This is a genomic window from Billgrantia sp. C5P2, from assembly GCF_051062895.2.
Window position 1 is genome coordinate 3538436 of sequence record NZ_CM128542.1, and the last position, 22923, is coordinate 3561358.

The following is a 22923-nucleotide window of genomic DNA, read 5'->3' on the forward strand; positions in this document are numbered from 1 at the left end:
ATGGAGCCACGCCAAGGCATCGCTCCCACCGGTTCGTCGCCGTCCACTTTATAGAGACAAGGTATTGAATGGCAAGGAACCACAAAGGTTACCCGCTTTGCGTTGACATGGCGGGAGGCGGCATTATAAGAACCTTCGGGCCCAAGGACGGGAAACAAACGCTTGATGCTTGCGTCCTTCCGTCCCGTAGGCAAACTATGCCCCTCTCCTCACGGACCCGAGCAGGATGAGCGAACGATGACACTGTTGTGGATACCCCTGCTAACGCTGCTGGGCATGCTGGTGCCCATGCTCAGCGCGCACCGAGGCCGACGCTTCTGCACGCTGGCCACTGCCGTGCTACCGGCCCTCGCCCTGCTACTGGTCCTGGTCCAGTGGCCGGCGCTGGCGGCGGACGCAGCGCTGCGCTTCTCACTGGAGTGGTTGCCCGCCCTGGACCTGGAGCTGGCCTTTCGGCTGGACGGCCTGTCGCTGCTGTTCAACCTGCTGATCCTCGGCATCGGCCTGCTGATCCTGCTCTATGCGCATTTCTACCTCTCGCCCGAGGAGCCTTTCGGCCGCTTCTATGCCTACCTGATCCTGTTCATGGCCTCCATGGTCGGCATCGTCATGGCGGACAACTTGATCCTGCTGTGGCTCTACTGGGAACTGACCAGCATCTCCTCCTTCCTGCTGATCGGCTTCTGGTCCCACCAGAGCGAGGCGCGCAAGGGCGCGCGCATGGCCCTGACCGTGACCGGCGCAGGCGGCCTCGCCCTGCTCGCCGGCCTGCTGCTGTTGGGCGACATGGTGGGCAGTCACTCCATGGACCAGGTGCTGGCGAGCGGCGACCTCATCGTCGCCGACCCACGCTATCCGCTGATGCTCGTGCTGGTACTGCTGGGTGCCTTCACCAAGTCGGCCCAGTTCCCGTTCCAGTTCTGGCTACCGCACGCCATGGCAGCACCGACGCCGGTCTCGGCCTATCTGCATTCGGCGACCATGGTCAAGGCGGGCATCTTCCTGATGGCGCGGCTGCACCCGGCCATTGCCGACAGCGCACTGTGGTCGGTGACGGTCTCGCTGGTGGGTGCCGCCACGCTGCTGTACGGTGCCTGGTTCGCGCTGCTCAAGACCGACCTCAAGGGGATCCTGGCCTTCTCCACCGTCAGCCACCTGGGTCTGATCACCCTGCTGCTGGGGATCGGCAGTCCCATGGCCGTGCTCGCCGCGCTTTTTCATATCCTCAATCACGCCACCTTCAAGGCGGCGCTATTCCTGAGCGCGGGTATCATCGACCACGAGACCGGTACCCGCGAACTCGGTCGCCTGGGCGGGCTGCGCCGCGCCATGCCGGTGACCGCCCTATTGACCACCCTGGCCGCAGCCGCCATGGCCGGCGTACCGCTGCTCAACGGCTTCCTCTCCAAGGAGATGTTCTTCACCGAGACCCTGGCCACGCCGGTACTGGGCGGGCTGAGCTGGCTGCTGCCGGCGCTGGCCACGCTGGGCGGCATTCTCTCGGTCGCCTACTCCCTGCGCCTGGTTCACGCGGTCTTCTTCAAGCCCGCTCAGGAGCCGCCGCCGAAGGCACCCCATGAGCCACCACGCCTGATGCGCGCTCCCGTGGAGCTGCTGGTGGCGATCTGCGTGGCGGTAGGGCTCGTGCCGGTGATGGCCGAAGGACTGCTCGCCCCGGCCACCCGGGCAGCGCTGGGCGAGCCGCTCGATTTTCACCTGGCGATCTGGCACGGCATCAACCTGCCGCTGATCATGAGTCTGATCGCACTGGTCGCGGGTGCGGCCGTCTACTGGCGCCATGCGGATCTGCGGCGCTTCGTGCGCAGCTTTCGTCCGGTCGACGCCCGGTTCGTCTTCGAGTCGGCCGTTCAGCGCCTGGGCAATGCCGCTGAAGCCGGACTGGCCTGGTTCGACGGTGCTTCGCTGCAGCGCTACATGACCTGGCTGTTGCTCGCCACCCTGCTCGCCGGCGCGCTGGGGCTCGCGCAGATGACCGGCCTCACCGGGGAGAAGGGCAACCAACCCCTGGATGGCATCCTGCTGCTGGGTGCCGGCCTGCTGCTGTTCGGTGGCCTCGGCACCGCGATCACGCATCGCTATCGCCTGGTTTCGCTGCTGCTGCTGTCGGTGGTGGGCCTGGTGGTATCGCTGACCTTTGCTCGTTTCTCCGCCCCAGACCTGGCCCTGACCCAGCTCTCGGTGGAAGTGGTCACCATGATCCTGCTGATGCTGGCGCTGTTCTTCCTGCCGCAGAAGACGCCGCCGGAATCCTCGAATCGCCGCAGCCTGCGCGACATCGTCCTGGCCGGCTCGCTCGGCCTGGTGGTGGCCAGCCTCAACTATGCCGTGCTGACCCGCGACAATGCGCCGATCTCGGGGTTCTTCCTGGAAAACAGCGTGCCCGGCGGCGGCGGCCACAACGTGGTCAATGTCATCCTGGTGGACTTCCGCGGCTTCGATACCCTGGGCGAGATCACCGTGCTGGCACTGGCGGGCCTGGCCATCTTCAAGCTGCTCAATCGGCTGCGTCTGTACATGCCGCACAGTGATGGCGAGGGGCGGCTATGGTCGCCGGACCGCTACCCGGCGATCCTCACCTCCATCTCCATGGCACTGCTGCCACTGGCCCTGCTGGTATCCGCCTTCATCTTCCTGCGCGGCCACAATCTTCCCGGCGGCGGCTTCATCGCCGGCCTGATCACCGCCGTGGCGCTGATCCTGCTCTACATGGCACGCGGCGTGGAATGGGCGCAGCAGCGGCTCGACTTCCCGTATCAGCCGGTGGCCGTCGCCGGAGTCGGCATCGCCACGCTGACCGGCCTCGGCAGCTGGCTGTTCGGCCGCCCTTTCCTGACGTCGGCCTTCGGCCATTTCCACCTGCCGCTGGCAGGCGACTTCGAGCTGGCCACGGCCATGCTGTTCGACCTCGGCGTCTATCTCGCCGTGGTGGGCGCCACCCTGATGATCCTGGCCAACCTGGGCAAGGTCACCACGCCCCATCGTCCAGCCAAGGAACCCGTCGAGAGCTCCGTCGACACCACGACGCGCCCCAGCAAGGAGAACACCTGATGGAAAGCCTCTACGCCATCACTACCGGCGTGTTGACCGCCTGCGGGCTCTACCTGACCCTGCGTGGCCGCACCTTCCCGGTCGTCGTCGGCCTGACCCTGCTCTCCTATGCCGTCAATCTCTTCCTGTTCTCCATGGGCGGGCTCACTACCGACGGGGCGACCATCGTCAATGGCGGCGGTGAATACGCCGATCCATTGCCGCAGGCGCTGGTGCTTACCGCCATCGTCATCGGCTTCGCCATGACTGCCTTCGTGGTGATCCTGGCGATGCGTGCACGCAGCGAGGCCGGCAACGACCACGTCGATGGCCGCTCGCATGACGACGAGGGACGCAGCTGATGACGCACCTCATCGTTCTGCCCATCGTGCTGCCCCTGGTGGCGGGGATCCTGCTGCTGTACCGTCGCCTGGGCGGCACTGAGCTGAAGCGCTTGATCGGCGTCGGCAGTACCGCCCTGTTGGTACTGGTTGGCATCGCCCTGGTCAGCCAGGCGGCAGGCGGCGAAGTCACCTACTACGCCCTCGGCGACTGGCAGCCTCCCTTCGGCATCGTGCTGGTGCTCGATCGCCTATCGGCCCTGATGGTACTGCTCACTGCCGTGCTGGCACTGGGTGCGGTGGTCTTCGCCTGCGACGGCGACGACGAGCGCGGCAGCAATTTCCACGGCCTGTTCCAGTGGCAGTTGATGGGGATCAACGGGGCTTTCCTGACCGGCGACCTGTTCAACCTCTTCGTCTTCTTCGAGGTGCTGTTGCTGGCCTCCTATGCCCTGCTGCTGCACGGCGGCGGCAAGGCACGCATCCAGGCCGGGGTGCACTACGTGGTGCTCAACCTGGCCGGCTCCGCGCTGTTCCTGATCGCCGTGGGCGTGCTCTATGGCGCTACCGGCACCCTGAACATGGCGGACATGGCGGCGCGTCTCGCCGAGCTGCCCGCCGAGCGGGCCGGGCTGGTTACCGCCGGTGGCCTGATGCTGCTGGTGGTGTTCGGGCTAAAGGCTGCCATGCTGCCGCTCTACTTCTGGCTGCCGCGCACCTATGCCGCGGCACCGGCGCCGGTGGCGGCGCTGTTTGCCATCATGACCAAGGTCGGCATCTACGCCATCCTGCGCGTCTATTCGCTGATTTTCGGCGACGCCGCGGGACCGCTGGCCAACCTGGAGCAGGCCTGGGTCTGGTGGCTGTCGCTGGCGACCCTGGTTGCCGCCGGCATCGGGGTGCTGGCCGCACGCGACCTGCGCCTGCTGGTGGCCTATCTGGTACTGGTCTCGGTGGGCACGCTGCTCGCCGGCATCGGCATGGGCTCGCCGCGAGCGGTTTCCGCCCTGCTCTACTACCTGATCCATACCACCCTGATCACCGGCGGACTGTTCCTGCTGGCCGAACTGATCGGACAACAGCGCGGCAAGGCCGGTACCCGCCTGGTGCGGGGACGCCCGCTGCAGCAGGGCGGTTGGCTGGCGGTGCTATTCTTCCTCGGTGCCGTGTCGGTGGCCGGCCTGCCACCACTCTCCGGCGCCATCGGCAAGGCCCTGCTGCTGGCCGCAGCCGAGAGTGGCCAACGACCCTGGCTGTGGCCGATCCTGTTGCTCACGGGGCTGTGTTCGCTGATAGCGCTGTCGCGTGCTGGCTCCACGCTGTTCTGGCGCAGCCAGGGCGAGCCTGCCGGAGAGCCACTGACCTGGCGCAAGTGGTTCGGTGTCGCCTGGCTGCTGGCCGCCTCACCACTACTGGTGCTACTGGCCGGCCCGGTCAGCGACTACACCAACGCCACCGCCGACCAGTTGGCCAACCCTCAGCTCATGATCGATGCACTGCTGCCCAACGCGGGAGATGTCCGATGATCAAGCCTCGCTCCTGGCTGCCGACGCCACTGTTTTCGATTCTGCTGCTCGTGGTCTGGCTGCTGCTGGTGCGCAGCCTGGCCTTCGGCCAGATACTGCTGGGCAGCTTCCTGGCCGTGGTTATTCCGCTGGCGACCCATCGTTTCTGGGATGCCCAGCCGCGTATCGCCAAGCCCTGGCTGCTGCTGCGTTTCGTATTGCGTGTGCTGGGTGACATCCTGATCGCCAATATCGAGGTGGCTTGGCTGATCATCAATCCGCGCCGTCGCCTGCATCCGCACTTCGTGGAATACCCGCTGATGCTGAAAGAGCGCTTCACCATCACGCTGCTGGCCAACACCATCAGCCTGACGCCGGGGACGGTGTCGGCCAACCTGCGCCTGGATGGCAAGACCTTGCTGATCCATGCCCTGAACGCAAAGGACGAGGCGGCACTGATTGCGCATATCCGTGAGCGTTACGAGCGGCCGCTGAAGGAGATCTACGAATGCTAGACATTGCGCTGACGACCAGCCTGACCCTGGTGGTCCTTGCCCTGCTGCTCAACGTCTATCGTCTCGCGGTGGGACCGGACATGCCCGACCGCATCCTGGCGCTGGACACCATGTACATCAACTCCATCGCCCTGATCGTGTTGATGGGGCTATGGCTCAATACCAAGACCTACTTCGAGTCGGCGCTGTTGATCGCCATGCTCGGTTTCATCAGCACCGTGGCGGTATGCAAGTACCTGCTGCGCGGCGACATCATCGAATAGGAGGCCGCATGACCCTGTACGTGATCCTCGAGGGCGTGATCGCCTTCTTCCTCGTCGCCGGCGGTATCTTCGCCTTCATCGGCTCGCTGGGCATGGCCCACCTGCGCGATTTCTACATGCGCCTGCATGGCCCCACCAAGGCCACCACCCTGGGCATCGGCTGTATGCTGATCGCCTCGATGCTCTATTTCTGGGTCACCCAGGGCAAACCCGACATTCAGGAGATGCTGATCACGCTGTTCCTGTTCATCACCGCCCCGGTGAGTGCCCACCTGCTGGCCAAGACCGGGCTGCACATGCAGCTCAAGCACATCGACGAAACCGGCGGACGCCCACCCGAGCTACGCCCCGAGGAGATCGGCGAGAAACCCGTGCCCCACCCCGACCGAGGTCATGGTTGAGTAACGGACTGGCGGGCTACAGCCAGCCGGCCAACTCGTTCTCGGCGATCGCCAGCAGCGCAGCGACATGGTCGTCGCGGTCATTGAGGCAGGGAACATATGTGAAGCGCTCGCCACCAGCGGCCAGGAAGCTGTCGCGGATCTCCTCGTTGATCTCCTCCAGGGTCTCCACGCAGTCGGAGGAGAACGCCGGCGAGACCACCGCGATGTGCTTCCTGCCTTGGCGCGCCAGTTCCGCCACGTGATCCACGGTCGGCGGCCCGACCCACTCCTCGGGACCGAACTGCGACTGGAAAGCGGTCTGGACGGCACTCTCCTCCCAGCCCAACCGTTCGCGCAGCAACCGCGTGGTCTTCTGGCACTGGCAGTGGTAGGGATCGCCCTCCATGAGAAAGCGCTTGGGTACACCGTGGTAGGAGGCCACCAGCACCTCCGGCGGTGTATCGGCGGCGGCATAGGCATCGCGCACCGAGTTGGCCAATGCCTCGAGATAGGCAGGGTGTTCGAAATAGGCCGGCACGGTGCGAATGGCCGGCTGCCACTTCAGCTTCATCAGCGTACGAAACGCCTGGTCGTTGGCCGTGGCCGTAGTCGGTGAGGCGTACTGCGGGTAGAGCGGAAAGAACAGGATGCGCTCACAGCCCTCGGCCTGCATCCGGCGCAGCACGCTGTCGGTGGAAGGGTTGCCGTAGCGCATGCAGAAATCCACGACCACCCGGTCGCCGTGACGTGCCGCCAGGGCTTCGGCCATCTTGTGGGTCTGCGCACGGGTGATGGTCAGCAGCGGGCTCTCGTCGTTTGCCGTGTTCCAGATACTGCGATAGGCCGCGCCGGACTTGAACGGCCGACGGGTCAGGATGATGAGCTGCAGCAGCGGCTGCCACTTCCAGCTCGGGTAGTCGACGACTCGCTTGTCGGAGAGGAACTCGCTGAGATAGCGCCGCATCGGCCAGTAGTCGGTGCTGTCCGGCGTGCCCAGGTTGGCCAGCACGACGCCTACCTTGGACTGCAAAATCGCGGGATGGTCCGCCGGCGCGTGAGCAGGGCGCTGCCGCCCCACCACTCCCGGCTCCACTTGCGATGTGGACATGCGCTGCGCTCCTCATGGGTGAGATAAAGGAGCGGTCATTGTATCAGGCGAGGAGCGCGCGGGGCATGAACTTATACTATGAATATGATTTGTATAACTTGGATCAAGAAATCGCCCGGGCAGGCTGTCCGTACTGCCGCATGGCGAGGAAGCACTACTTATCGTTTCTCTAGAAAACCAGCGGCATGCGTGAGGTAAGCGGGTCGCGGTAGTGTGCCTCTCGGCCAATCACCTCGTCCTGCGGCACGTGCTGTACCAGGAAAGCGCGGTGGATGCCGGCGCGCTGCAACTCGAGATAGACATCCTCCAGTGAGCGAAAGACCGTTGGCTTGCCGCGATGGGTCAGGAGATGGCGCCCTCCCTCCATGTCTTCCAGTTCGACCTGGTAGCAGCGGCTGCCGGAATGGGTGATGACACGCACTTCAAAATTATCGTGTCGCGTGACGAAGCTCTTCAGTTGCTCGAATTCCATGGTTCCCTCCATGTCCAGGAATGATCCGTTGATGCCAGCTGGATATGCATCGGGCACAGCATGACTGTGCCCGATGTGATCTACATGACGCTGGCATATTCATTTTATGACAGCGCTGGCGTCAGGAGGGTTCCCCAAGGTCGCACTTCGACTACTGATAGTCGGAGGGATCGATCGCCTTGGCCAGGGAGTTGCGGTCGACCCATTTGCCTGCCTTGGTTTCCTTGTAGCGGAATACCACCCGGTCGCCGACTGCCACGGCGAGTTCGGCGTCCTCGGTCTGGTAGCTGTAGGCTTCGCCGTCGACGACGATGTGGAAGCGATAGAGATCCGGCATGCCCAGCCACTCCTTGAACGGCCCTTCACGCTCCAGCGACTGGAGTTCGCCGCGCGCTTCCAGTTTGGGGGTGCGCTGGCGCTTGCCGCGCCGAAATCCGCCTACCATGTTCACTCCTCGAAAAACGACTGCCGGGGGGTCGGCATTATACGGGCCCGGACGAGAGGCTCAAGCGCCGCCCATGGTCATTCGCCAAACGCCTCGCCGTAGCTGTCCGGCGCCAGGTCTTCGAAGCGGGTGTACTTGCCGATGAAGGCCATGTGCACCGTACCGATGGGGCCGTTACGCTGCTTGCCGATGATCAGCTCGGCCAGCCCCTGGTTGTCCGGGTTATCCGGATTGTAGACCTCGTCACGATAGACGAAGGCGATCACGTCGGCATCCTGTTCGATGGCGCCCGATTCGCGCAGATCCGACATCACCGGGCGCTTGTTGGGACGCTGCTCCAGCGAGCGGTTGAGCTGGGAAAGCGCGATCACCGGGCAGCCGAACTCCTTGGCCAACCCCTTGAGCGAGCGCGATATCTCCGAGATCTCACCGGTACGGTTCTCGGAGAAACCGGGGATCTGCATCAACTGCAGGTAGTCGATCATCACCATCGCCAGGTTACCGTGCTCGCGCACCAGGCGGCGCATTCGCGAGCGCATCTCGTTGGGTGACAGCGCCGCGGTATCGTCGATGAACAACTGCTTGTCCTTGAGCAGGTTGACCGCCGAGGTCAAGCGCGGCCAATCCTCGTCTTCGAGCTGGCCGGTACGCACCCGGGTCTGGTCGATGCGCCCCAGCGACGACAGCATACGCAGCATCAACGCATCCGCCGGCATCTCCATGGAGAACACCATCACCGGCTTGTCGCTGGAGATCACCGCATGCTCCACCACGTTCATGGCGAAGGTGGTCTTACCCATGGAAGGGCGTCCCGCGATGATCACCAGGTCCGAGGGCTGCAGGCCCGAGGTCATCTCGTCGAGGTCGCGAAAGCCAGTGGAGAGCCCCGTCATCTCGCCCTTCATGTTGAACAGCTCGTCGATGCGATCCACCGCCTTGGCCAGCAGTTCGCTCATGCCGATGGGGCCGCCCGACTTGGGTCGCTCCTCGCTGATCTGGAACACCAGCCGCTCGGCCTCGTCGAGCAGTTCGTCGGCGGGCCGCCCCTGGGGGCTGAAGGCACCGTCGGCGATCTGGCTGGCCGCACGAATCAGCTTGCGCAGGGTGGCCCGCTCACGAACGATATCGGCGTAGGCGCGGATGTTGCTCGCCGAGGGCGTATTGCGCGCCAGTTCGGCCAGGTAGGCAAGCCCGCCGACGGTGTCGAGCTGGTCGCGTCGCTCCAGCGCCTCGGAAAGCGTGACCACGTCGAGCGGCCTGGCCGCCTCGGCGAGGCCGATCATGGCGTTGAAGATCAGGCGATGCTCGTAGCGATAGAAGTCGTCCGCCACCAACCGGTCGGCCACGTTGTCCCAGGCCTGGTTGTCGAGCATCAGGCCGCCCAGCACCGACTGCTCGGCCTCGAGCGAGTGCGGCGGCACCTTGAGCGCAGCGGTTTCCTTGTCGAGCTCGAGCGTGTCGTTCATGGCGCAACAACCTTCATGGGAACGGGCCGTGCCATTCTACCCGATGGCCGGGGCCCGCCCTACCTTTCGAAACGACAAAAACCGCGACCGAAACCGGTCGCGGCAAGGGATCGAAACAGCATGCGAGCTTGGCCCGCCCCGGCGGGCCCTCTTGAACCTAGAACCAGACTTCTGTCTGCACGCCGAAGCTCCACTGGCCACCGGTGAAGCCTTCGCTGCCGAAAGCGTCATCGCCGCTGTAGCCGTTGAGCTCCTCGTCCCAATCGCTCCAGGAAGCGAACAGGCGGATCTCGGGGCGCTGCCAGAAGCCGCCCACCTGGGGCTTGAAGGTCGGCGCAATGGTGAACTTGGTGTAGTCGCCTTCCGCCGCGCTGTTGCCGTTGCGGCCCTGAGGGTCGAGATCCATCCACTGGTAGCTGGCCTCGTACTGCATCTCGAAGTTCTCGGTCAGCTCGTTGGCCAGACGCACGTTGAGAGTGGCCCAGTCGTACTGATCGCCCTCGACGTAGCGGTCCTCGCTGGTCTCGGCGAGAATCGCCGGCGCCACGCGCCACTTCGGTGCCACGTAGGTGGTGCCGTAGATGCCGAGACGAGTCGCGGTGGCGTCGTCGGTGAGATCGCCGTCGCTGCCGAGCCCCTTGACCTGAGCGCCCAGGCCCTGGCCGTGCAGCAACGCCAGCTTGAAGTTACCCTCGCCAAGACCGAAGAAGCTGTCGCCGTGATAGGCCACCATGGTGTGGAAACCGCTGTCGGCGGCGGTCTGATTCTCTCCGATGTCGCGCTCGTCATTGTCGGCAGCCGACAGGCCGTTGAGCATCCACTGCCAGTTGCCGAAGTAGTTGTTGGACGTGACGATCAGGCTATCGGTAGAGCCGGTATCGCCGGGATTTTCGCTATCGACGGGAAAGTCGCTGAAGCTGCGCCCATAGAGCGAGAAGTTGGAACGCCAGTTGTCGGCCAGCTGCATGTCGTAGATACCGGCACCGGTACCGGCGAGGAAGATGAAGTCACTGTCGAGCCAGTGGATGTCGAAGTTATCGCGGTCGAAGCGCTTGCCGGCCCAGATCGAGGCGTTCTCGAAGACACCGGTGAAGCTCGGCAGGTCGCTGAATTCGGCGTAGACCTGGCGCACGTTGAGGTTGGAATCGTCGTCCCAGTCGTTGCTGGTCTCGGTGCCGCTGGCCAGCATGGTGCGGTAGAGCGCCTTGGCACCGTTGTCGAACTGCATGCGGTAATTGAGAATGGCCTCGGCGTAGGTGTCCGGCTCGTTGCCCAGCCGGCCTACGGCGCCGCCCAGCCCACCGACCGGCGTCACGTAGGGCCCACCCTCGATGCTCTTGCGATCCTCGCCCAGCAGCAGCCCCGAGCGCGCGTAGACGTTGAACGAGAAGCCCTCTTCGCCGCTGGCCTGACGCTCCACCTTGGCCAGGCGCTCCTCCACCTCCTCCGCGGACAGGCGACCCTCGGCCTGGGCTTCGGCGAGTTCTGCCCGCTGCTCCGCGGCACTGGCACGCTGCTCGGCGGCGGCGATACGATTCTCGAGCTCCAGCAGGCGCTGCTCCAGGTCGGCGCTATCGGCGACGGCATGCCCCATCATGCCGAAGCTGGCCACGGCCACGGCAGCGACAAGCGGGGTTCGTAGCAAGGCGGTTTTCATCGCAGTTTCCTTTTATGTTTGTATGTTCGTTTGTTTTCATATGAAGGAAGGGGCGAGACATGGCGCTGTATCGTTTAAGACAAGCATCGCAATGATGCCTTGACCGCCCTGCTGCCCTGTCCTGAAGCGAAACGGCGTCAGGACAGGCAAAACTTAATCGTTTAAGAGATATGACGCAAAGATAAACCGTAATATTACTACCAATGTCTAAGGGCAACGCGCATCCGAGAAAAGCAAGGGGGCGCGGAGAGAATCCCCGCGCCCCCTTGGCGTCGCTGCTGAGCTAGCCGTGAAGCTTACTCGGCAACAACAACCACACGGACGGTGGCGTCGACTTCGGCGTGCAGGTGCAGGTCGATGTCGTACTCGCCGGTCTGGCGAATCGGTCCTTCAGGCATGCGGACTTCGCTCTTGGCGACTTCGATGCCTGCCTGACCCAGCGCCTCGGCCAGATCACGCGGACCGATGGAACCGAACAGCTTGCCCTCTTCCCCGGCCTTGGCGACCAGCGACAGCTCGATCTCGGCCAATTGTGCGGCGCGGGATTCGGCGATCGCCTTGCGCTCGGCGGCCTGGGACTCGAGCTCGGCGCGCTGCGCCTCGAAGGCTTCCACGTTGTCCTTGGTGGCCGGCACGGCCAGGCCGTAGGGCACCAGGTAGTTGCGGCCATAGCCGGGTTTCACGTTGACCTTGTCGCCCAGGCCACCCAGCTTGCCAATGTTGTCGAGCAGAATGACTTCCATCTCGTTAACCTCATGTCAGTCGCTGCGAGGGGCCAGACGGCCGCGGAAATCCACGAACACATCGATGAAGGCCGCCAGCAGCACGATCAGAATCATGGGCCAGGTGGTGATCAGCAGTATATAGAAGGCGATCAGCCACAGCCCGTTCATACCCTTTAACCCAATGAAGCCGTGCACCAAGGCGATACCGGCTACCAGCAGGGGCACCCAGACCAGCATGGATAGAGACGGCAGGCCCAGCACCATTGCCACCACGCCGAGCACTACCAGCACGATGAGTTCGCGCGGCGCCAGGCGCAGCGCATGGAACTCCTCGCGAAAGCCGCCGGGATTGTAGAGCCCCGCCTGCCAGGCGCGAGCCAGCGCCAGGCAGCCAATGGCGGCGATCAGCACGACCAAGCCGGTGATGCCACCAATCAGCAACGTGGCCAGCTCTTCGGTATCGAAGCCCTGCCGTGTCAACTCGCTCAGCATGCGGTCGATCTCGGCCGAGCCCTGGCGCAGCTGCTCCAGCAACGGCCCGGTACCACCCGGCGGCACGAAGACGCCAAGCTGGATCAGCACCGCTGTCACCAAAGTACCGACGATCAGCGCCTCGCTCCAGCGCATACGGGAGCGCAGCACGACCGCCATCAGCGATACCAACAGTACGCTGGCCAGCGGTATGGCGTCGCCCTGGGTCCACCACCAACCGGTGGGAACCGCAGCCGCCACCAGTACCGGCAGCGCCGGCGACAGGCCACGACGCAGCGTGACCAGAGCCACGATGGCGCCACTCAGCCAAAACAGCCAGGGCACGATCGCGGCCAGTGCCGCCCCGCCTGCCGCATAGGGCGTGCCACGCATCAACCATCGGGCAATCGGCAACATCGAGTCAGCGGCTTACTGGTGGCTGTCGGTGTAGGGCAGCAGAGCCAGGTAGCGCGCGCGCTTGATGGCGGTAGCCAGCTGACGCTGATAGCGGGCCTTGGTACCGGTAATGCGGCTGGGTACGATCTTGCCGGTTTCGGTGATATAGGCCTTCAGCGTGTCCAGATCCTTGTAATCGATCTGCTTCACGCCTTCAGCGGTGAAACGGCAGAACTTGCGACGGCGGAAAAAGCGTGCCATGTAAAGACTCCTCGGTACGTGCTATCAGTTGGCTTCTTCGGCAGTTTCTTCGGTACGCGGCCTTTCTTCGCGACGCGGACGCTTGTCGTCTGCCGGCTTCATCATCGGCGAAGCTTCGGTGATGGCTTCCTTGCAGCGCACCACCAGGCTGCGAATGATGGCGTCATTGAAGCGGAAGATGTTCTCGATCTCATCGAGGGTCTCACCGCTGCACTCGACGTTCATCAGCACGTAGTGAGCCTTGTGAATCTTGTTGATCGGGTAGGCCAGGTGACGGCGGCCCCAATCCTCCAGACGATGCACGGTGCCACCGCTCTCGGTGACGATGCTGGAGTAACGCTCGACCATGGACGGCACTTGCTCGCTCTGGTCCGGGTGGACCATGAACACGATCTCGTAATGACGCATGGGTTCTCCTTTCGGGTTGGCAGCTTCCGCGTGAAACCTGTTCCACACAGGACTGGCGCTCAAGGGAAGCAAGGAGTGATAGTGAAATAACTACGCCCGCTCACACAGGAACGGGCGCCTGCATTCTAGTGATCCGCGCCGCCACTTGCAAGCTGGCACTTGCAGCCACGACTCAGGCCTCGGTGCCACGCCGCTGGCGCACCGCCTCGAACAGGCAGATGCCGGTGGCTACCGAAACGTTGAGGCTGGAGACGCTGCCGGCCATGGGCAGCTTGACCAGGCCATCGCAGGCCTCTCGGGTCAGGCGTCGCATACCCTTGCCCTCAGCGCCCATCACCAATGCCGAGGGCCCGCTGAAATCGGCCTCGAACAGCATCGCCTCGGCTTCGCCGGCGGTGCCGGTGATCCACACGCCGAACTCCTTGAGCCGGGCCAGGGCACGGGCCAGGTTGGTCACCTGGTAGACCGGCACGCTCTCGGCGGCACCACAGGCCACCTTGCGCACCGTGGCGTTGAGCGGCGCCGCCTTGTCCTTGGGCACGATCACGCCATGCACGCCGGCGGCATCGGCGCTGCGCAGGCAGGCACCGAAGTTGTGCACGTCGGTGACGCCATCGAGCACCAGCAGCAGTGGCGGAGACTCGTAGGGCCAGGCTTCGAGCTTGAACCACAGCGACGTTTCGCTCTCGAAGGCCAGCGGCGCGGTGAAGGCGACGATGCCTTGATGCGAGGCTTCCCGTGCCAGGCGATCCAGTTCGTCACGCGGGTGCGGTTCGATTCGCGCCCCGCCTTGCCGGGCCCTGTCGATCACATCGGCCAGACGCTGCTGCGCCTCCCCTTCTTGCACCCACAGTATTCGTGGGCAATCTCCGCGCTGCAGCAGGGCACGCACGGCATGCACACCGAACACCGCATCGAGCCCGCCTGGCACGCCCGGCAGTTCCGGCTTGCGGCGCGCCGCCGCCCTTCCCGCGTCACGCGGCTTGCCCTTGCGACCTTGCGCCATCAACTACGCGCCTTCGGCTTGCGCGGGCCACGACGTCGCTTACCGCCCTTGCCCTTGCCGCCCTTGTCGTCGGCCTGCCCCTTGCCAGCGTCGGGCTTGGGGGTGAAAGCCGCCTCACCCTCGCCACGGCGCTTGCGCGGCTGACGCTTGGGACGCGGCTTGTCGTCATCCAGCACGAAATCGATCTTGCGATCGTTCAGGTCCACGCGCGCCACCTGCACGGTGACACCGTCGCCCAGGCGGTAGCTCATGCCGGTACGCTCGCCCTTGAGGCGATGCTTCTCGGGCTCGTAGTGGTAGTAATCCGAAGGCAGCGAGGTGACGTGCACCAGACCCTCGACGTAGACCTCGTCGAGACGCACGAAAATACCGAACTGGGTCACCGAGGCGATGGTGCCCTCATAGACTTCTCCCAGCTTGTCGGACATGAACTCGCACTTGAGCCAGTCCTCCACGTCGCGGGTGGCGTCGTCGGCACGGCGCTCGGTCATCGAGCAGTGCTCGCCGAGCTCGAGCATTTGCTCGAAGGTGTAGGGACACCACTTGCTGGGCGGGTCCACCTTGGCCCCTTCGGCGCGCAGCACGGTATTGGTCTGGCGCGGCCCGCGGACCACCGAGCGGATGGCACGATGAACCAACAGGTCGGGATAGCGACGAATCGGTGAGGTGAAGTGGGCGTAGGCCGGATAGGCCAGGCCGAAATGCCCCTCGTTCTGGGGCGAATAGACCGCCTGACTCATCGAGCGCAGCATCACGGTCTGGATCACGTCGGCGTCCGGACGGCCGCGTATCGCCTCGGCCAATGCCTGATAGTCCTGGGGGGTGGGCTCGTCGCCACCGCCGACCGAGAGCCCCAGTTCGTTGAGGAACAGGCGCAGCTTGTCGAGGCGCTCCGGCGAGGGTCGCTCGTGGATGCGATAGAGCGCCGGCAGATCGTGCTTGTCGAGGAAGCGGGCGGTGGCCACGTTGGCCGCCAGCATGCACTCCTCGATGATCTTGTGCGCGTCGTTGCGCTTGCGCGGCACGATCTTCTCGATCTTGCGCTCCTCGTTGAAAAGGATGGCCGTCTCGGTGGTCTCGAAGTCGATGGCGCCGCGCTCTTCGCGGGCCTGCCGCAGCACCCGGTAGAGCTCGTGCAGGCCCTGGAGCGGCTTGATCAGGTCGCGGTACTCCTCGCGCAGGGCATCCGCCTCGGCATCATCGCCGTCGAGGATCGCCGCCACCTTGTTGTAGGTCAGGCGAGCGTGCGACTGGAACACCGCCTCATAGAAATGGTAGCGGCTGATCACCCCGCTCTTGGAGATGTTCATCTCGCAGACCATCGCCAGGCGGTCGACGTGCGGGTTGAGCGAGCACAGCCCGTTGGAGAGCAGCTCGGGCAGCATCGGCACCACCTGCCCCGGGAAGTAGACCGAGTTACCCCGGCGGATCGCTTCCTCGTCGAGCGGCGTGCCCGGGCGCACATAGTGCGACACGTCGGCGATGGCGACGATCAGCTTCCAACTCCCTGACTTGGTCTTCCAGGCGCACACCGCGTCGTCGAAATCCTTGGCCGTCTCGTCATCGATGGTGACCAACGGAATATGGCGAAGGTCGATGCGATGCAGCTTGTCCTGCTCGGCCACCTCGGCAGACATTTCGGCGATCTGGTCGTGCACCTCGGGGGGGAACTCTGCGGGAATCTCGTAGCTGCGGATGGCGATATCAATTTCCATCCCGGGGTCCATGCGCTCGCCGAGCACCTCGACCACCTCGCCCACCGGCTGCACCCGAGTGTCGGGCTGCTGCACGATCCTGGCCGAGACCACCTGGCCCTCACGTGCGCCACCACAGGCGCTATGAGGAATGATCACCTCCTGCGTGATGCGCGGGTTCTCGGGGATCAGCACGCCGAACTCGGAAGTGTTCTCGCGGAATACGCCGACGATGGTCTGGGTGTTGCGTGCCAGCACCTCGGCGATGGTGGCCTCGTCGCGGCCGCGGCGATCGCGCCCACTGACGCGCACCAGCACGTAGTCGCCGTGAAAGACCCGGCGCATCTGGCGCGGCGGCAATACCAGGTCGGGTTTCTTGCCATCCTCTCGCAGCACGAAGCCGAAACCGTCGCGGTGCCCCAGCACCTTGCCCTTGATCAGGTCGAGCTTGTCGATCAACGCGTAGGCGCCGGCACGGTTGCGCAGCACCTGGCCGTCGCGCTCCATGGCCGCCAGGCGCCGGCGCACGGCCTCCTGAAGCTCTTCGTCGTCGAGGCCCAGCATGCGGCTCATGGATTCGTGCGTGATCGGCTTGCCGTACTCCTCCAGGCGCGCCAACAGGTACTCGCGGCTGGGCGCCGGCTTGTCGTACTTGTGGGCCTCGCGGCTGGCATGGGGGTCGTCGCTGAGCGTCCAATGAGTCATGCGTGGGGCATCCTTGACAACGGGAGCAGCGTTCCGGGAAGGGCGCGGGCGAGAGGCCGCGGGCTTAGGGTCTTGCTAATGGAGTCGTTTGTCATGCCCCGCAGTATAACGCCGGTGTCGGTTCGGCCCAACCATGGCGGTACGATCCGCGACCAAGCCACACAACGAGAACACCCGACCAACTCACCGCTGGCGGCCTTCATGCCGCTTGACGCCGGGCGAAATTTCACCCGGCGCTCTTGCATTGAGCCACAATTTGGGTAAGATACGCGTCGCCTGCCCAGATGGCGGAATTGGTAGACGCGCTAGCTTCAGGTGCTAGTGTCCTTATGGACGTGGAGGTTCAAGTCCTCTTCTGGGCACCACTCGCTCCCTTCGGGACCGGTGGTCGGGTCAGGCACCTCGCTCTTTGTCAACTCGAAAGTCTCGTGTTCGCCCAGGTGGCGGAATTGGTAGACGCGCTAGCTTCAGGTGCTAGTATCCTTACGGATGTGGAGGTTCAAGTCCTCTCCTGGGCACCATCCCAGGCTCGCGAACACGATCGACGACAGCATGATGCGCCCAGGTGGCGGAATTGGTAGACGCGCTAGCTTCAGGTGCTAGTATCCTTACGGATGTGGAGGTTCAAGTCCTCTCCTGGGCACCACTGCTTTCTACAAGCACATCGCGTCATGCAGGCTGATAACTTCCAGAGCGACCCAAGAAACCGCGACCGATCGCGGTTTTTTTGTGCCTGTGATTCGCTCGTGCAGCCATTTATTTCAGTAACGGGCGGGCAGGCGGGCTACCTCTTCTAATGCCCACCCTTCGGCCACTACCTCCCCCTCCAGCACCTCGGCCACCTCTTCGGGCAGGCGCGGGAAGAAATCGAGCCCAGTGCGCGCCTCCACCTCATCGATACTTACCAGGTAGTCGTCCAGCGGTTCGCCGCCGCGCACCTCCTGGGGCATGATGAAGGCCAGCGCCATTGGCTCCCCGGCCGGAACCACGATGATTTTGTAGAAAGCTTCGGGAATTTCGACGAGCCCCACCCGGTGGGTCACATTGTCGAGGAAACGCTCGGGGAAGACCGGGCCGGTAATCACCTGCACCACGCCGAAGCGCGGCACGAAGTGATCGATCACGACCTCTTCCAGGCGCTGCCAGAGCCGGCGGTTGAGATCGGGTCGCTGGGGCGAGATGTTGCTCATCAGGAACGACTGCTGCTGGGCCTGGCCCCCATGCACCGTGGCGATGGCATAGTTGGGGGCCAGATGGCCGCGATCGTAACCGCTACCGAAATAGCTGTCGGCGCTTATCGGCCACAGGGTCCGCCAGTCCTGGCGAAAGTCGGGTCGCGGGCCGGCGCGTGGATCCTCCACTTCGTGCAGCAGGTAGCTGACCCACAGCGGATTGACCCGCACGTCCGACCAGCCCACCAGGAAGCCTTCGTTGCGCAGCACCCGATGAGCGCTCAGCGGGGTCAGGCTCTCCCAGGTCGGCACGCCCATCCAGCTCAGTTGATCGCGGAATTCCCGCTCTTGGGTATACCACAGGCCGCTTGCGACCAGCACGAAGACGAAGGTGACGACGAAGCGGCGCATGCGTGGGCGCCAACGAGACAGCGGAGTGGCGCGACGCCTCGTCCTCGAGCGGGCTGTAGCCATTCAGTCAGGTCCAGACGAAAGGCCGCCGGCCAACCTGGCCGACGGCAGGATGAATCGATCAGCGAAACGGGACTTACCAGCCGAGGGAGAACATGGTTTCGAGGTCGTGGCGCGAGTGCACCTGCATGGCATTGAGGGTTTCGGTGTCGCGAATGCCCTCGACCGCATTGAGGCGCTCGGTGACCAGCTCGGCCAGGCTCTCGAAATCCCGGGTGCGGGCGATCGCCACCAGGTCGTAACGTCCACAGGTGGAATAGACCTCGCTGATCCCCTCGACGTCGGCGAGCCGCTCGGCCACCGCCTTGACCTGGCCCTTGTCGGTATTGATCAGGATCACGGCATTCTGCATCGGGCACCCTCCCCCGGTTAGGTATTCCTGCGGCATGGAACCGCCGCGCTGGCGCGAGTATAGCAGGCCAGCCACGACGGCTGAACAAAGCGCCGGATTGCTCCTGCTACAAGCAGGGAGGCAGGAAGATGATCGGATAGCCGACGAACAGCGTGCCACCCGCCGAGAACAGAAAGACACCCGCCGACACGAAGGCAAAATAGCACTCTCGTCGCGGCCCCACCTTGCGCCCTGCCGCGAGGCTGGCCCAGGCCAGCCACAGCAGTAGCGCGGTGGTGACCAGCGTGGCCAATCCGATACCGACATTGATAGCGGTCAGCATGTCGCGCTCGGGGTCGGGTGGTGCCACCGAACAGGCCACCGAGAGCCCGGCATAGATGGCCACGAACCAGATGCCCCAGATGGTCAGGCCGCTGACCACATGAATCGGATGGGTCAGCCTCAACAGTTGCTTCATGACCCCCCTCCAAGGACTGTCGGCATGACCCAGATAGCCACGAACAGGGTCCAGTAGACAACCAGGTTGTAATACCACAGACGCAGCACCACCACTGGCTCGAGGGGCGCCTCGGCACCGACGAAGCCATAACCGACTCGCAACCCCTGCAGCAAGCACAGCAGGCCACCCAGCAGCGCATGGATCAGTACATAAACCAGGGCCACCAGCAGCGTGGCGTCGTGGGCGCTTTCGGTAGGTGCCAGCCGTGCCTGCCAGATCGCCAGCGCCAGCAGGACCGACTGCAGCGCGCCGAGTCCGGCAGCCAGGTGCATCCCCCCACCGAGAGCCGAATCATTGCCCCGGCGCAGCCGGCGCACCAGCTTGGCCAGCCACGCGGTGCCCAGCGTCAACGCGAGACCCGCCCCGGCCAGCAGCGGCAACGAGAGAGGAGACGTCTCCGGCATCTGCCACTCGGGCGCCACGGTCCACAGGTAGAACCAGCCGAACAGCAGCGAGAGATAGAGCGACCCATTGGCCAGATGCGAGACCGACATGGTCCACACCCCGGGGCCATTCATGGTGCGCGAGTGCAGCGGCGGCTGGCCGGGCGCCACCGTGGCGTCGGGCGCGGCGCGGGGGTGCGCCCCGTTCTCCCACGACCAGCGCAGCAGGAACACGATGGCCACCAGCGACGCCACACCCGCCAGCGGGTAGAGCCTGACCAGCAACAAGATGCACACTGCCGCCAGGGCCAGGGCGGCGAAGAACGGCCACCAGGAGTTGGTGGGCAGATGCACCACTTCGCGCAGCTTGCCGGTCAGCGCATCGCTGCCCCAGGTCTCGCGCCGACCGTGGTCGATGGTATTGAGGCCATGCCGTCCCTCGGTGATGGTGCGCGGCAGTTCCGGGTGGTCCCACAGTGGATGGCGTGTCTCTAGCCGCGGCAGGCTGACGAAGTTGTAGGGCGTCGGCGGCTTGGGCATGGCCCACTCCAGGGTATCGGCGTTCCACGGGTTCTGCGGCGCCTTTCTGCCGAAGCGAAAGTGGAGCGCAACGTCGAGGATCAGCAGCGCCACGCCTGCGGACATCATGAACCCGCCGACCGAGGAGATCAGGTTGTAGATGTCCCAGCCCATGGCACTGTCGTAGGTGAACACGCGCCGGCGCATGCCCAGCAGCCCCGTCCAGTGCATGACCAGGAAGGTGACGTTGAAGCCGAGGAAGATCAGCCAGAAACTCCACTTGCCCAGCCGCTCCGACGGCATGCGCCCCGACACCAGCGGCAGCCAGTAGTAGAGCCCGGCGATCAGCGGGAACAGCATGCCACCCACCAGCACGTAGTGCATGTGGGCGACCACGAAGTGTGTATCGTGGACTTGCCAGTTGAACGGCACCAGGGCCAGCATCACTCCGGTCAACCCGCCCAACACGAAGATCACCAGGAAGCCGATGATCCACAGCATCGGCAGCGACATGACCGGCCGTCCCAGCCACAGTGTGGCGAGCCAGACGAAAATCTGGATGCCGGTGGGAATCGCCACCAGCATGCTCGCCGCCGAGAAGAAGGCCAGCGCCAGTTGCGGGATGCCCAGCGTGAACATGTGGTGCACCCACAGGCCGAAGCTGACGAAGCCCATGATGGCGATGGCCGCCACCACCCAGCCGTAGCCGACGATGGGGCGCCGGGCGAAGACAGGGATCAGGGTCGAGACGATACCCGCCCCCGGCAGGAAGATGATGTAGACCTCGGGGTGGCCGAACAGCCAAAACAGATGGGCCCACAGAACCGGGTCACCGCCGCCGGTCACGTCAAAGAACGGCATGCCGGTGGCCCGCTCCAGTTCGAGCAGGATGCTGCCAAGGATCAAGGGCGGGAAACCGACCACGATCATCAGCGCCATGGCCAGGATGTACCAGGCGAACAGCGGCATCTTGTGCAGCGCCATACCTTCGGTGCGGGTGCGCAGGATCGACACGACCAGCTCCACCCCGGCGGAAAGGGCCGATATCTCGACGAAGGTGATACCCAGCAGCCAGAAATCCGAGCCTCGCCCGGGGGAGTAATCGCCGCTGCTGAGCGGCGTGTACATGAACCAGCCGCTGGATGGCGCCATCTCCAGCACCAGGCTGGAGGTCAGGATGATGCCACCGAACAAGTAGCAGAAATAACCAAAGGCCGACAGACGCGGGCAGACCAGGTCGCGGGCGCCGATCATCTTGGGAATCATGTAGATCGCCACACCCTCGAGAATGGGGATGGCGAACAGGAACATCATCACCGTGCCGTGCATCGAGAAGACCTGGTTATAGGTCTCGTGCGACATGAAGTCGTTGTCGGGGAAAGCGAGCTGGGTGCGGATCAGCATGGCCAACAGCCCGCCGATCAGAAAGAAGATCGCCCCGGTGACCATGAAGCGAAGCCCGACGCTGGTGTGGTTGACCACGGTCAAGGCGCCCAGGCCGGGCGGATTGGCCCAGACCCTGGCCATCCCCTCGTGCAGACGACGGACTTCGGGAGTGAGGGTAGCGTCCTTGTTATCGCTCATGGCGCCAACATCTCCAGCCAGGTACCGATATCCTGCAGCGTCTCGGTATCTATGTGGTTGTGGGGCGGCATCCTGTTGCCGGGCTTGAGCGTCTGGTGGTGCTGCAGCCAGTAGGCGATGGCGCCCTCCTCCATGGGCAACACACCGGCGCCCAGCGTGGGGCGGGAGCCGATGTCGCTGAGGTCGGGTCCTTGAATGTCGTGGTCCACGTCGTCGACGACGAATTCCTGCGGAAACCCCTCGACCCGGTGGCAGGCCGCACAGTGCTCGCCGAAGGCTGCCAGGGTCTCGTCGTCGCCCTCCCGTGGCGACACCGACGCGCGGCGCGCGTACAGCCAGGCCTCGTAGTCGTCGCGCTCGAGCGCCTCGACCTGGAGCAGCATGTGGGTGTGCTGCGCACCGCAGTACTCGCCGCACTGCGCCCCGAAGACGCCGGGCGCATCGGCCTCTAGGCGAATGGTGGTATGCCGCCCCGGAACCATGTCTCGCTTGCCACCCAGGCGCGGTATCCAGAAGGCGTGAATGACGTCGGCACTGGTGAGGCGAAAGTCGACGGGCTCGCCGGCCGGCAGCACCAGCCGGTTGGCAGTGATCACGTCTGCCTCGCCATCCTCGCCGGGATAGCGCACCTCCCACCACCACTGGTGGCCAATCACGTCGATGCGCTCGGCGTCGTCGTCAGGAAGCGGCAGCATGCCACGCCCGGTAGGCGCGGCGAATACCATCAGGGCGACGATGCAAACCACCGGCAACGCGACCCCGCCGCCCAGCACCCAGCGCAGCATGATGCGACGCTCCTCCCGCGGCGTGCGCTGCGGCTGCTCCCGGCGCCGAAAGGTGAATAGCCACAGCGCAAATACCACAGCGGCAACGACCAAGCTGACGGCAAGCATGGCCCACCAGACCCAGAACTGGTCCCGGGCCGCCGGCCCCACAGCGTCCATGGTCGACATCTCGCCACTGCAACCGGCCAGCAGGCCAGGCAGCGACAGGACGAACCAGCGGAGCAGGCGTGCGCGGTTGACCCGGTACCGACCAAGGCGTTGAATGCCAGAGAGAGCATTGAACAGATCG

Annotated in this window: 22 protein-coding genes and 3 tRNA genes; 9 read left to right on the forward strand and 16 right to left on the reverse strand. The window is 64.5% G+C overall.

Annotated elements, in window-relative coordinates; translation table 11 throughout:
- Nucleotides 1-237: 237 nt before the first annotated feature.
- The 6 genes from ACRWQA_RS16285 to ACRWQA_RS16310 are packed head-to-tail and all read left to right on the forward strand — an operon-like array spanning nt 238 to nt 6073.
- Complete coding sequence (locus ACRWQA_RS16285; RefSeq protein WP_434229384.1) at nt 238-3069, forward strand: monovalent cation/H+ antiporter subunit A; 2832 nt, start codon at nt 238-240, stop codon at nt 3067-3069.
- Nucleotides 3069-3410, forward strand: a complete 342-nt coding sequence (locus ACRWQA_RS16290) for a Na+/H+ antiporter subunit C (RefSeq protein WP_263582875.1) — start codon at nt 3069-3071, stop codon at nt 3408-3410. Before ACRWQA_RS16285 ends, ACRWQA_RS16290 begins: the two co-directional genes overlap by 1 nt.
- Nucleotides 3407-4915: a monovalent cation/H+ antiporter subunit D gene (locus tag ACRWQA_RS16295; RefSeq protein WP_263583925.1), complete on the forward strand. Its 1509-nt coding sequence runs from the start codon at nt 3407-3409 to the stop codon at nt 4913-4915. Before ACRWQA_RS16290 ends, ACRWQA_RS16295 begins: the two co-directional genes overlap by 4 nt.
- Nucleotides 4912-5409: a Na+/H+ antiporter subunit E gene (locus tag ACRWQA_RS16300; RefSeq protein ID WP_263582874.1), complete on the forward strand. Its 498-nt coding sequence runs from the start codon at nt 4912-4914 to the stop codon at nt 5407-5409. The genes ACRWQA_RS16295 and ACRWQA_RS16300 overlap by 4 nt, the downstream gene beginning before the upstream one ends.
- Entirely contained in the window at nt 5403-5672 is a 270-nt protein-coding gene (locus ACRWQA_RS16305) for a K+/H+ antiporter subunit F (RefSeq protein WP_263582873.1), read from the forward strand. Before ACRWQA_RS16300 ends, ACRWQA_RS16305 begins: the two co-directional genes overlap by 7 nt.
- A gap of 8 nt (nt 5673-5680) precedes the next feature.
- On the forward strand, nt 5681-6073 hold the full coding sequence (locus ACRWQA_RS16310) for a Na+/H+ antiporter subunit G (RefSeq protein ID WP_263582872.1): 393 nt from the start codon (nt 5681-5683) through the stop codon (nt 6071-6073).
- Nucleotides 6074-6089: 16 nt separating this feature from the next.
- Here the strand turns inward: ACRWQA_RS16310 and hemH are convergent, their stop codons facing one another.
- The 11 genes from hemH to rnr form a co-directional block, all read right to left on the reverse strand.
- On the reverse strand, nt 6090-7163 hold the full coding sequence (gene hemH / locus ACRWQA_RS16315) for a ferrochelatase (protein WP_434229385.1): 1074 nt from the start codon (nt 7161-7163) through the stop codon (nt 6090-6092).
- Nucleotides 7164-7332: 169 nt separating this feature from the next.
- A complete protein-coding gene (locus ACRWQA_RS16320; protein ID WP_263582870.1) occupies nt 7333-7635 on the reverse strand; it encodes a DUF6482 family protein in 303 nt (100 codons plus the stop codon).
- A gap of 151 nt (nt 7636-7786) precedes the next feature.
- The gene (locus tag ACRWQA_RS16325) at nt 7787-8080 is read right to left on the reverse strand and encodes a hypothetical protein (protein ID WP_263582869.1); all 294 of its coding nucleotides are present in this window, start codon (nt 8078-8080) and stop codon (nt 7787-7789) included.
- Nucleotides 8081-8157: 77 nt separating this feature from the next.
- Nucleotides 8158-9546, reverse strand: coding sequence for a replicative DNA helicase (dnaB, locus tag ACRWQA_RS16330; RefSeq protein ID WP_263582868.1), 1389 nt, complete (start codon nt 9544-9546; stop codon nt 8158-8160).
- A 157-nt stretch (nt 9547-9703) separates the two neighbouring features.
- On the reverse strand, nt 9704-11203 hold the full coding sequence (locus tag ACRWQA_RS16335; RefSeq protein WP_434229387.1) for a carbohydrate porin: 1500 nt from the start codon (nt 11201-11203) through the stop codon (nt 9704-9706).
- 296 nt (nt 11204-11499) lie between these two features.
- Complete coding sequence (rplI, locus tag ACRWQA_RS16340; protein ID WP_263582866.1) at nt 11500-11946, reverse strand: 50S ribosomal protein L9; 447 nt, start codon at nt 11944-11946, stop codon at nt 11500-11502.
- A 15-nt stretch (nt 11947-11961) separates the two neighbouring features.
- Nucleotides 11962-12816 carry a YybS family protein gene (locus ACRWQA_RS16345; protein WP_434229389.1) on the reverse strand — a complete coding sequence of 285 codons (855 nt, stop codon included), beginning with the start codon at nt 12814-12816 and terminating at the stop codon, nt 11962-11964.
- 12 nt (nt 12817-12828) lie between these two features.
- Complete coding sequence (gene rpsR / locus ACRWQA_RS16350; RefSeq protein WP_010629658.1) at nt 12829-13056, reverse strand: 30S ribosomal protein S18; 228 nt, start codon at nt 13054-13056, stop codon at nt 12829-12831.
- A 24-nt stretch (nt 13057-13080) separates the two neighbouring features.
- On the reverse strand, nt 13081-13464 hold the full coding sequence (gene rpsF, locus ACRWQA_RS16355; RefSeq protein ID WP_263582864.1) for a 30S ribosomal protein S6: 384 nt from the start codon (nt 13462-13464) through the stop codon (nt 13081-13083).
- Between the two features lie 172 nt (nt 13465-13636).
- Nucleotides 13637-14470, reverse strand: a complete 834-nt coding sequence (gene rlmB, locus ACRWQA_RS16360) for a 23S rRNA (guanosine(2251)-2'-O)-methyltransferase RlmB (protein ID WP_434229391.1) — start codon at nt 14468-14470, stop codon at nt 13637-13639.
- Nucleotides 14470-16869 carry a ribonuclease R gene (gene rnr, locus ACRWQA_RS16365; RefSeq protein WP_434229392.1) on the reverse strand — a complete coding sequence of 800 codons (2400 nt, stop codon included), beginning with the start codon at nt 16867-16869 and terminating at the stop codon, nt 14470-14472. The genes rlmB and rnr overlap by 1 nt, the downstream gene beginning before the upstream one ends.
- 278 nt (nt 16870-17147) lie before the next feature.
- Here rnr and ACRWQA_RS16370 point away from each other — a divergent pair.
- The 3 genes from ACRWQA_RS16370 (at nt 17148) to ACRWQA_RS16380 (ending at nt 17515) form a co-directional block, all read left to right on the forward strand.
- A tRNA-Leu gene (locus tag ACRWQA_RS16370) sits at nt 17148-17234 on the forward strand.
- A 69-nt stretch (nt 17235-17303) separates the two neighbouring features.
- Nucleotides 17304-17390, forward strand: a tRNA-Leu gene (locus ACRWQA_RS16375).
- Between the two features lie 38 nt (nt 17391-17428).
- A tRNA-Leu gene (locus ACRWQA_RS16380) sits at nt 17429-17515 on the forward strand.
- A gap of 115 nt (nt 17516-17630) precedes the next feature.
- Here the strand turns inward: ACRWQA_RS16380 and ACRWQA_RS16385 are convergent.
- The 5 genes from ACRWQA_RS16385 to coxB all read right to left on the reverse strand — a co-directional run bounded on the left by ACRWQA_RS16385 (nt 17631) and on the right by coxB (nt 22793).
- Nucleotides 17631-18452: a DNA/RNA non-specific endonuclease gene (locus ACRWQA_RS16385; protein WP_434229394.1), complete on the reverse strand. Its 822-nt coding sequence runs from the start codon at nt 18450-18452 to the stop codon at nt 17631-17633.
- A gap of 136 nt (nt 18453-18588) precedes the next feature.
- Nucleotides 18589-18864, reverse strand: coding sequence for an Lrp/AsnC family transcriptional regulator (locus ACRWQA_RS16390; RefSeq protein WP_043510462.1), 276 nt, complete (start codon nt 18862-18864; stop codon nt 18589-18591).
- Nucleotides 18865-18970: 106 nt separating this feature from the next.
- Nucleotides 18971-19321: a hypothetical protein gene (locus ACRWQA_RS16395; RefSeq protein WP_263582860.1), complete on the reverse strand. Its 351-nt coding sequence runs from the start codon at nt 19319-19321 to the stop codon at nt 18971-18973.
- Nucleotides 19318-21849, reverse strand: coding sequence for a cytochrome c oxidase subunit I (gene ctaD, locus ACRWQA_RS16400; RefSeq protein ID WP_434229396.1), 2532 nt, complete (start codon nt 21847-21849; stop codon nt 19318-19320). The genes ACRWQA_RS16395 and ctaD overlap by 4 nt, the downstream gene beginning before the upstream one ends.
- Nucleotides 21846-22793 (reverse strand): cytochrome c oxidase subunit II, encoded by a 948-nt coding sequence (gene coxB, locus ACRWQA_RS16405; RefSeq protein WP_434229397.1) that lies wholly within the window; start codon nt 22791-22793, stop codon nt 21846-21848. The genes ctaD and coxB overlap by 4 nt, the downstream gene beginning before the upstream one ends.
- Nucleotides 22794-22923: the final 130 nt, after the last annotated feature.